This is a genomic window from Aquabacterium sp., assembly GCF_035476535.1.
GTDB lineage: Bacteria > Pseudomonadota > Gammaproteobacteria > Burkholderiales > Burkholderiaceae_C > Pseudaquabacterium.
In genome coordinates this window covers 1-9551 of sequence record NZ_DATILJ010000113.1, presented here as the reverse complement: position 1 = coordinate 9551, position 9551 = coordinate 1, and the positions used below count along the sequence as shown (strand labels likewise).

The 9551-nt window shown below is 69.3% G+C and carries 8 protein-coding genes and 1 pseudogene; all 9 read left to right on the top strand.

Features of this window, described 5'->3' with window-relative positions:
• Positions 1 to 211 precede the first annotated feature (211 nt).
• Positions 212 to 946, top strand: a complete 735-nt coding sequence (locus tag VLK61_RS11770; RefSeq protein ID WP_325421340.1) for a TetR/AcrR family transcriptional regulator — start codon at positions 212 to 214, stop codon at positions 944 to 946.
• 7 nt (positions 947 to 953) lie between these two features.
• Entirely contained in the window at positions 954 to 1463 is a 510-nt protein-coding gene (locus VLK61_RS11765) for a Zn-ribbon domain-containing OB-fold protein (protein WP_325421338.1), read from the top strand.
• Between the two features lie 70 nt (positions 1464 to 1533).
• Positions 1534 to 2694 (top strand): thiolase family protein, encoded by a 1161-nt coding sequence (locus tag VLK61_RS11760; RefSeq protein ID WP_325421336.1) that lies wholly within the window; start codon positions 1534 to 1536, stop codon positions 2692 to 2694.
• Positions 2691 to 4091, top strand: a complete 1401-nt coding sequence (locus VLK61_RS11755; protein WP_325421334.1) for an aromatic ring-hydroxylating oxygenase subunit alpha — start codon at positions 2691 to 2693, stop codon at positions 4089 to 4091. The genes VLK61_RS11760 and VLK61_RS11755 overlap by 4 nt, the downstream gene beginning before the upstream one ends.
• Entirely contained in the window at positions 4088 to 5104 is a 1017-nt protein-coding gene (locus VLK61_RS11750) for an NADP-dependent oxidoreductase (protein ID WP_325421332.1), read from the top strand. The genes VLK61_RS11755 and VLK61_RS11750 overlap by 4 nt, the downstream gene beginning before the upstream one ends.
• Positions 5101 to 6276: an acyl-CoA dehydrogenase family protein gene (locus VLK61_RS11745; protein WP_325421330.1), complete on the top strand. Its 1176-nt coding sequence runs from the start codon at positions 5101 to 5103 to the stop codon at positions 6274 to 6276. The genes VLK61_RS11750 and VLK61_RS11745 overlap by 4 nt, the downstream gene beginning before the upstream one ends.
• On the top strand, positions 6273 to 7361 hold the full coding sequence (locus VLK61_RS11740) for an acyl-CoA dehydrogenase family protein (RefSeq protein WP_325421328.1): 1089 nt from the start codon (positions 6273 to 6275) through the stop codon (positions 7359 to 7361). Before VLK61_RS11745 ends, VLK61_RS11740 begins: the two co-directional genes overlap by 4 nt.
• The gene (locus VLK61_RS11735; RefSeq protein ID WP_325421326.1) at positions 7358 to 8986 is read left to right on the top strand and encodes an AMP-binding protein; all 1629 of its coding nucleotides are present in this window, start codon (positions 7358 to 7360) and stop codon (positions 8984 to 8986) included. The genes VLK61_RS11740 and VLK61_RS11735 overlap by 4 nt, the downstream gene beginning before the upstream one ends.
• Positions 8983 to 9551, top strand: a pseudogene (locus VLK61_RS11730) (ferredoxin reductase); the annotation flags it as partial. The gene VLK61_RS11735 and the pseudogene VLK61_RS11730, both read left to right, overlap by 4 nt.

Here is a 9551-nt window from a genome sequence, read left to right as displayed (position 1 = left end):
GGGCAAGCAGGAGATCGCCGCGCTGCCGCCGGGCCGCCTGGGCCGGCTCGACGAGCTCGACGGGCCGCTGCTGTTGCTGGCCAGCGACGCCTCGTCGTACATGAACGGCTCGGTGCTCACGGTGGACTATGGCCACTCGGTTCGCTTGTCGTGACCTGCGCTGGGCCGTGCACACACAATACGGGCGTCCTCACCCTGCCCTGCTTGCCCGATGACCCTCCCCACCGCCAAGCGAGCCCGCCCGACCCGCTCCCGCAACATGACCGAGGGCGGCACCTGGCAGGCCGAGAAAAGCCTGCTGACGCAGACGCAGATCGTGGAAGCCACGATGCAGTGCCTGATCGAGATCGGCTACGCCCAGACCACGACCGACAAGATCGCCCAGAAGGCCGGCGTGTCGCGCGGCGCGATGACGCATCACTTCAAGTCACGCGATGCGGTGTTCATCGCCGCGGCGAAGTACATCACCGAGTTGCGCGCCGTCGAGTACGGCGAGGCGATCGGCAAGGTCAAGGTGCCGGCCGGCACCTTGCCGAGCTACGAGGACATGCGCGACACCATCGTCTCGCTGCAGAAGTACTACGCGCGGCCCTCGTTCATCGCGCTGCACGAACTGCAGCGCGGCGCACGCGCCGACAAGACGCTGAAGGCCGCGATGGCGCCGCTCGAGAAGGTGCTCGACGACAAGATCTCGGCGCACATCCTGCAGCACTTCCCGTTCTGGACCCAGGTGCAAGGCGCCGCCGAGGTGTTGCGCGACCTGATCTTCTCCAGCCTGCAGGGCATTGCCATCGATCCAGTCGGCTACGTCAAGGGCGCGCGTTTGCAGCGGCTGGTGGACCTGCTGGCGCGGGTGACGCAGACCGAGTTCGACAAGGACTACGCCGCGGCGCACGGCGCCCAGGCGCTCGAACGCGGACAACTCGCCCGGCGGCGCGCGTCATGAGTGCCCCTTGGCCGACGAACGCCGACGCGGCTTTCGCCGCATTGATAAACAAACAGACCAGATGGTTCGTAATATGCAACAACCGCGGCTGATCGCCCCGCACCTGCTGCGCCTGGACGGCGCCCTGCCGACCCTGCTGGGCAGCCGTTGCAGCGCCTGCGGCGAGGTGTACTTTCCCACCGCCCGCGGCTGCACGCGCTGCTGCGGCACGCAGCTCGAGGCCTTCGACCTGGGTCACCGCGGCCGTCTGTGGTCGTGGACGGTACAGGACTTCTGTCCCAAGCCGCCCTACGACGGCGCCGCCAGCGAAGCCGATTTTCGGCCCTACGGCGTGGGCTATGTGGAGATGGCCTGCGGCCTCAAGGTCGAGAGCCGCTTGACGCTGGCCGACCCGGCGCGGCTGCGCATCGGCATGGCCATGGACCTGACGCTGGAAGCGTACCGCCGCGATGCGGACGGAACGGCGGTCCACACCTACGCGTTCCAGCCGGCTGACGACGAGGACACACCGGCATGAGACCCGCCCGGCCGTCCGAAGGGACTCATTCCCGCTTGGCGGGACCGGCCGCAGGCCGTAGGGTGCACCAGTGACCGACGACGTCGCCATCATCGGCATCGGCCTGCACCCCTTCGGGCGCACCGACGGTCTGTCCGGCCTCGAGCAAGGCGCGCACGCGGTTCGCCTGGCGCTGCAGGATGCCGGCCTGAGCTGGGACGCCGTGGGCGTGGCCTACGGCGGCAGCCAGGACGCCGGCAACGCCGACGCGCTGGCCAACCTGCTCGGCCTGACCGGCACGCCCTTCGTCAACGTCGCCAACGGCTGTGCCACCGGCGGCAGCGCGCTGGCCAGCGTGGTGGCCGCCATCCGCTCGGGCATGGCCGAGATCGGCGTCGCGGTCGGCTTCGACAAACATCCGCGAGGCGCCTTCAACGCCCGCCCCAAGGACTGGGGCCTGGAGGACTGGTATGGCAACACCGGGCTGATGCTGACGACGCAGTTCTTCGCGCTGAAGACCCAGCGCTACCTGCACGAACATGGCTTGAGCGAGCAAGCGCTGGTGCTGGCGGCGCAGCGATCCTTCCGCAACGGCGCGCTGAACCCGCAGGCCTGGCGCCGGCGCGAGTTGAGCCTGGCGGAAATCGCCGAATCGACGCCGGTGAACCTGCCTTTGCGCAAGTACATGTTCTGCAGCCCGGCCGAAGGCGGCGCGGCGCTGGTGCTGTGCAGCGCCAAGGCCGCTCACAAGTACACCCGCACGCCGGTGCTGGTGAAAGCCGCGCTGATGCGCACGCGCCGGCATGGTTCGTTCGAGGTCTTCAGCCCGGCACTCGCCGCCGAGGCCGCACCGGCGCCGACGGTGTTCGCCGCCCGCGCCGCGTTCGAACAAGCCGGCGTGGGTCCGGCCGACATCGACGTGATCCAGGTCCAGGACACCGACAGCGGCTCCGAACTGATCCACATGGCCGAGAACGGCTTCTGCGAGCACGGCGAGCAGCAGCACCTGCTCGAACGCGGCGAAACCGACATTGGCGGCCGCCTGCCGATCAACACCGACGGCGGCTGCATGGCCAACGGGGAGCCGGTCGGCGCCTCCGGGCTGCGGCAGGTGATCGAAGTCTGCACGCAGCTGCGCGGCCAGGCCGGTGCGCGACAGGTGCCCGGCCGCCCGCGCCTGGGCTACACGCATGTCTACGGCGCACCCGGGGTCAGCGCCGTGACGATTCTTGAAGCAGGAGACAAGAGATGAACAAACCGCGTGAGCAACAGATCTTCGTCCAGCCGCCGGAGACCGCCGGCGACCCGCTGAAGTTCCAGCAGCTGCTGGCGCAGGAGACGGTCCCGGTGCCGGCCTATCTGCAGTCGTCGCCGCCGCAGTTCGGCGACGAGGACCTGGATGTGGCGCGCTACACCTCGCACGCCTTCCACCGCCTCGAGGCCGAAAAGATGTGGCCCAAGGCCTGGCAGTTCGTCGCCCGCGCCGAAGAGATTCCGAACGCCGGCGACCACGTGGTCTACGACATCGTCGACAGCTCGGTGATTCTGATGCGCGGCGACGATGGCGGCATCCGCGGCTTCCACAACTCCTGCCTGCACCGCGGCCGCACGCTGCGCACGCAGAGCGGCACGGCGGGCCAGCTGAAATGCCCGTTCCACGGCTTCACCTGGGACATCCAGGGCCGCTTCAAGAGCAAGCCCTGCAGCTGGGACTTCAAGCACCTGGATGATCGGCCGCTGGACCTGCCGCAAGTGCGCGTGGAAAGCTGGGCCGGCTTCGTCTTCATCAATTTCGATGCGCAGGCGCAGCCGCTGCTGGACTACCTGGGCGTGCTGCCCGAGCACTTCAGGTCTTATCTGATGGACCGCGCAACCACCCTCGCCCACGTGCAGCGGCGCATCGCCTGCAACTGGAAGGTGGCCCAGGAGGCCTTCTTCGAGGCCATGCACACCAAGGTCACGCACCCGGGCATCATGACCTTCACCGGCGACGTCGACAGCCAGTACGACGTGTTCGGCGACATCATCGCGCGTGCCATCACGCCGATGGGCGTGGTCAGCCCGAACCTCGGCGGCGTCGACGACACGACCACGCTGAACGACATCCTCGCGCTGTCGGGCCGCATGTCCGAGACCGACGGCTCGCGCCACCGCCTGCCCGAGGGCGTGACAGCGCGCCAGTACGTCGGCGAGCTCAACCGCCAGGCCTATGCCGCCGCGGCCGGTGCCGACCTGTCGCAGGCCACGCTGGCCGAGCTGGAAGACGCGATCCTGTACTCGGTGTTCCCGAACTTCCAGGTCTGGGCCGGCTACTTCGGCAACATCGTCTACCGCGTCATCCCGGACGGCGACGACACCGACCACTGCCTGTTCGATGTCTACATTCTTGGCCGCCACCCGCAGGGCAGCGCGTGCCCGCCGGCCGCGCCGCTGAACCGCCTGGGCGATGACGAACCCTTCACCGCCGCGCCGGAGATCGGCGCGCTCGGGCCGGTGTTCGAGGAAGACATGCGCAACCTGCCGCACATGATGAGGGGTATGCGTGCCAGCCAGCGCGGCAAGGTCAGCCTGGCCAGCTACCAGGAAAGCCGCATCCGCCACCACCACCTGACGCTGGACAAGTTCCTGGGATTGGGCGGCGCGAAGTGACCCACAACCGTCAATGGATCCTGCGCCAGCGGCCGCTTGGCGCGGTGACCGAGCAGCACCTGCAGCTGCGCAGCGTTCAGCGTGCGATCCCCGCCGCCGGCGAGGTGCTGGTGCGCAACATCTACCTGCTGGTACCGCCGGCGATGCGGCTGTGGATGAATCCGCAGGACAGCTACGTGCCGGCGCAGCCGCTGGGCGAGACCATGATGGGCATCACGCTGGGCATCGTCGAGGCCTCGAACGACCTGGCCCTGCCGGTGGGCACTTATGTCAACGGCATGGGCGGCTGCCAGGAATGGTTCACCGCGACGGCCGCGCAGCTGATGCCGCTGGCGCCGCACCCTCAGGTGCCGCTGGCAGCCTACCGCAGCGTGCTCGACGTGCAGGGTCTCACTGCCTGGGCGGGCCTGCACGAGGTCTGCCAGCCGCAGCCCGGCCAGACGCTGGTGGTGACCGCGGCGGCAGGCAGCGTCGGCTCGCTGGTCTGCCAGCTCGGCACGCAGCTCGGCCTGCATGTCGTCGGCATTGCCGGCGGCGCCGACAAGTGCCGCTGGCTGCGCGACGAATGCGGCATCGCCGCGACCATCGACTACAAGGCCGAGGACGTCGGCGCGCGGCTCGATGCGCTGTGCCCCAATGGCATCGACAGGGTGTTCGAGAACGTCGGCGGCCCGGTGCTCGATCTGCTGCTCGAGCGTATCAACGACCGTGCCCGCATCGCCCTGTGCGGCATGGTGGCCAGCTACAACGGCGGCGGCACGCAGAGCGCCGGCGCGCTGATGCGGCTGGTGACCAAGGCCGCGCGAATGGAAGGCTTTCTGGTGCGCGACCACTTCCACCGCTATGCCGAGGTGGCGGCGAAGCTGCAGGCGCTGGTGCTCGAAGACAAGCTGAAGTACCGCATCGACATCCTCGACGGTCTGGCGCAATTGCCGGTCGCGCTGGACAACCTGTTCCACGGCCGCAACCTGGGCGTGCAGCTGCTGCGCCTGTCACCGGAGCGCGGCGCATGAGCACTGGCACCGTCGCCGAGGTGCGTGCACGCGCCGAACGGCTGCGTGCGGACATCCGCCATTTCTGCGCCAACGTGATGCCCGCCACACTGCGGCGCAAGTCCGAGCGCCACCAGGTGCTGGACAAGGCCGATTACCAGCAGTGGATGCAGTTGCTGCACGCGCAGGGCTGGGGGGTCGCCCACTGGCCCGAAGCCCATGGCGGCGCAGGCTGGTCGGCGCTGGAGCGCTTCGTCTTCGAAGATGAGCTCGCGCGCCACGGTTGCCCCTGGGTGATCCCTTTCGGGGTGAAGTACGTCGGCCCGGTCATCTACACCTATGGCAGCGAGGCGCAGAAGCAGCGCTTCCTGCCGCGCATCGTGAGCAGCCAGGACTTCTGGGCCCAGGGTTACTCGGAGCCCGGCGCCGGCTCCGACCTGGCCGCGCTGCGCACCGAGGCCGTGCGGGATGGCGATCACTACCGCGTCAGCGGCCAGAAGGTCTGGACCACGTATGCGCAATGGGCCGACTGGCTCTTCTGTTTGGTCAGAACCGACCGCGATGGTCGACCACAGGACGGCATTTCCTTCCTGTTGATCGACATGCGTAGCCCCGGCATCACCGTAAAGCCGATCGCCACGATGGATGGCTACCACCACGTCAACGAGGTCTGGCTGGACGACGTGCGCGTGCCGGTGGCCAACCTCGTCGGCAAAGAAGGCGCCGGCTGGACCTACGCCAAGTTCCTGCTGCGCAACGAGCGCACCGCCGGCGCGATGCTCGGCATGGTGCAGCACGCGCTGGCGCGGCTGAAGGCGCTGCCCGCGCCAAGCGCCGCGCTGCGCCAGCGCATCGGCGAGTTCGACCTGCGTGGCTTTGCCCTCGAGGCCTGTGCCTACCAGGCGATGGAAGCCTTGCTCGAAGGCCGCGAGAACGGCGCCGAGGCCTCGCTGATCAAGCTGCGCGGCACGGAGCTGTACCAGGAGATCGCCGAGTCCCTGGTCGATGCGCTGGGGCCGGCCGGCATCGCCTGGGACGTCGAAGCGCTACACCGCGCGGACCGGCCGCCACTCGGCCCGGATGACGCCGGCGGCATCGTCAAGGATCACCTCTACAACCGCGCCGCGACGATCTTCGGTGGGTCGTCGGAGGTGCAGCGCAACATCCTCGCGAAGATGGTGCTGGGGCTATGACAACGGACAACGACACCGTCGAGATGCTGCGCGATGCAGCGCAGCGCTACGCGGCCGAGCAGTACGGCTTCGCGCAGCGCCGCACCTTTCTGGCCGCAGGCTGCAGCGAACAGGCCTGGCGCGACTACGCCGAATTTGGCTGGCTCTCACTGCGCCTGCCCGAAGCCGATGGCGGCATCGACGCCGACGCCACCGCGATCGGCGCGCTGATGGAAGTGGTCGGCGCCCGCCTGCTGATGGAGCCGGTGCTCGCCAGCGCGGTGCTGGGCACCGGCCTCGTGCTGGCCAGTGCCAGTGCAGCGCAACGCGCCGAACTGTTGCCAGTGCTGGCGGAAGGCGCGCTCACGCTCGCCTTCGCCTGCGACGACGACCCGACTGCCGGCCCGGCCTGCGAACTGCGCGGCGAGCGCCTGCACGGCGGCAAGATCAATGTGCTGCACGGCGATGTGGCGGGCCGCCTGATCGTCAGCGCACGCGATGCCGATGCCGCCGGCGGCTGGGCGCTGTGCCTGGTCGACCCGGCAGCTGCAGGCGTCGAGCGCAAAGCCTACCGGCTGATCGATGGGCGCGGTGCCGCCACACTGCACTTCCAGGCTGCACGGGTCGAGCGGCTGGGCACGGCCGATGCAGCCGACGCGGCCGAGGCCATCGCCCGGGCCCGCGACGAAGCCGCCGTGGCGCTGTGCGCCGAAACGCTGGGCGTCGTGCGCAGCCTGGTCACCGCGACTTGCGATTACCTCAAGGTGCGCAAGCAGTTCGGCCGAACCATCGGCAGCAATCAGGCCCTGCAGCACCGCATGGTCGAGCTGTTCCTGCTGCAGCAGGAAATCGAGGCGCTGACCCGCGTGGCCCAGCGCAGCCTGGACGCCAATCCCACGCAGCGCGTCCGCACCGTCAGCGGCGCGCGCGCCTACATCGCCGGCGCGGCACGCCGCGTCGCCAACGACGCGGTGCAGATGCACGGTGGCCTGGGCATCACCGAGGAACTGGACATCAGCCACTACTTCCGCCGCGTGATGGTGATCAACGCACTGTTCGGCAACCGAGACGAGCACTTTGCGCGTTACGTCGAGGCTGCGCGATGAACAGCTTCTCCACGCCGCAGTCCGCCGCCTTCATCGCACGCTATTGGCACACCGGCGTCTGGTTGGACAAGACCGTGGCCGACTTCGCCGCCGAAGCGGCTGCGCTGGAGCCCGGCCGCATCACGCATGTCTTCGAAGGCCAGGCCTGCCGCATCGGCGATCTGCTGCTGGAGGCGCAGGCCCTCGCGGCCGCGCTGCAGGCGCGAGGCCTGGTCAGCGGCGACGTCGTGAGCTTCCAACTGCCCAACTGGCGCGAAGCGCTGGTGATCGACCTGGCCGCTGCGCTGCTGGGCCTGGTCGTCGCGCCCATCGTGCCGATCTACCGCGACGCCGAGGTGGCCCACATGCTGGCCGATTCAGGCGCGCGCGCGGCATTCTTCCCAAGCACTTACCGCGGCTTCGACTACGCCGCCATGATGCAGCGCCTGGCGCCGACGCTGCCTGCGCTGCGCATGAGCTGCAGCGTGCGGGACGCAAAGCAAGGTACCGACAGCTACGAGGCGCTGATCGGCGAACAGCGCCCCTGGCGCGGCGCGCCACCGGTCGACGCCAACGCGGTCAAGCTGCTGCTCTACACCTCCGGCACCACCGGCCGGCCCAAGGCGGTTCTGCACTCGCACAACACCGGGCCGGTGACCTTGCGCAAGGCCTTCGCGCACTGGGGCCAGCGCCCCGGCGACACCGTGTTGATGGCCTCGCCGGTGACCCACATCACCGGCTTCAGCTACGGCATGGAACTGCCGCTGGTCTGCGGCACGCGCACGGTCTTCATGGAGCGCTGGGACGCCGCCGAGGCAGTGGCCTTGATCGATCGCGAACAAGTCAGCGCGAGCATGGGCGCGACGCCTTTCCTGCACGAACTGCTGGGCGAGGCCGCTCGACAAGGCCAACGCTTGCCCTCGCTGCGCCTGTTCGCCTGCGGCGGCGCCGAGGTGCCGCAGGCGCTGATCCGCCGCTGCGCCGACGTGCTGCAGAACTGCCGCGCCTTCCGCGTCTACGGTTCCAGCGAGGCGCCGCTGGTCACGCTGGGCTTCGTGCGCGAGGGCACGCTGGACCTGGCCGCCACCACCGATGGCGAGCTCGTGCACTACGAGGCGCGCATCGTCGACGACGCGGGGCAGGCGTTGACCGTCGGCCACGAAGGCGAGATCTGCGTGCGCGGCCCGGCCATGGCGCTGGGCTATGCCGACACCGCGCAGTCGGCCGAGAGCTTCGATGCCGACGGCTTCTTTGCCACCGGCGACCTGGGACGGCTGACGCCCGAACACGCCATCGTCATCACCGGGCGCAAGAAGGACCTGATCAACCGTGGTGGCGAGAAAATCAGCGCCAAGGAGGTCGAGGACATCCTGCACCGCCACCCCGCGGTCGACGAGGCGGCCGTGGTGGCGATGCCGCACGAACGGCTCGGCGAAGCGGTGTGCGCCTATGTCGTGCCCCGCCCCGGCCACAGCCTGGACTTCGCGCAGGTCACGCAGTGCATGGTGACCTCGGGCGTGGCACGGCAGAAGCATCCCGAGCAGCTGGTGCTGGTCGACAGCCTCCCGCGCACCGCATCGGGCAAGGTGCGCAAGGACCAGCTGCGGCTGGACATCCGCGAGCGGCTGCGCGCCGGCACCGCATGAGCGACACGCTGCTCGAAGTGCGCATAGGCCGCAAGGCCGCCACGGCGCTGGACATCGTCGCGCTCGATCTGTTCCCGGTGCGCGGCAGCGCCCTGCCCGCCTTCAGCGCCGGATCGCACATCGACGTCGAAGTGCGGCCCGGGCTGCTGCGCCAGTACTCGCTGTGCAACGACCCGTCGGAAACCCATCGCTACCAGATCGGCGTGCTGCGCGATCCGAACTCACGCGGCGGCTCGGCCGCCGTTCACGATGCGCTGGCCGAGGGCCAGGTGATCCGCATCGGCGCGCCGCGCAACCGCTTCGCGCTGCTGCCGGCGCGGCGCAGCCTGCTCATCGCCGGCGGCATCGGCATCACGCCGCTGCTGTGCATGGCCGAGCAGCTGGCGCGCGAGGGTGCGGACTTCCAGATGCACTACTGCACACGTTCGCCGGAGCGTACCGCGTTCGTGCACCGCATCGCTGCCGCGCCCTTTGCAGGCCAGGTGGCCATCCATCACGACGACGGTCCGCCGGAGCAGCGACTGGACTTGCCCCTTGCGCTGCGGGAGCCCGACGCGCAGACCCA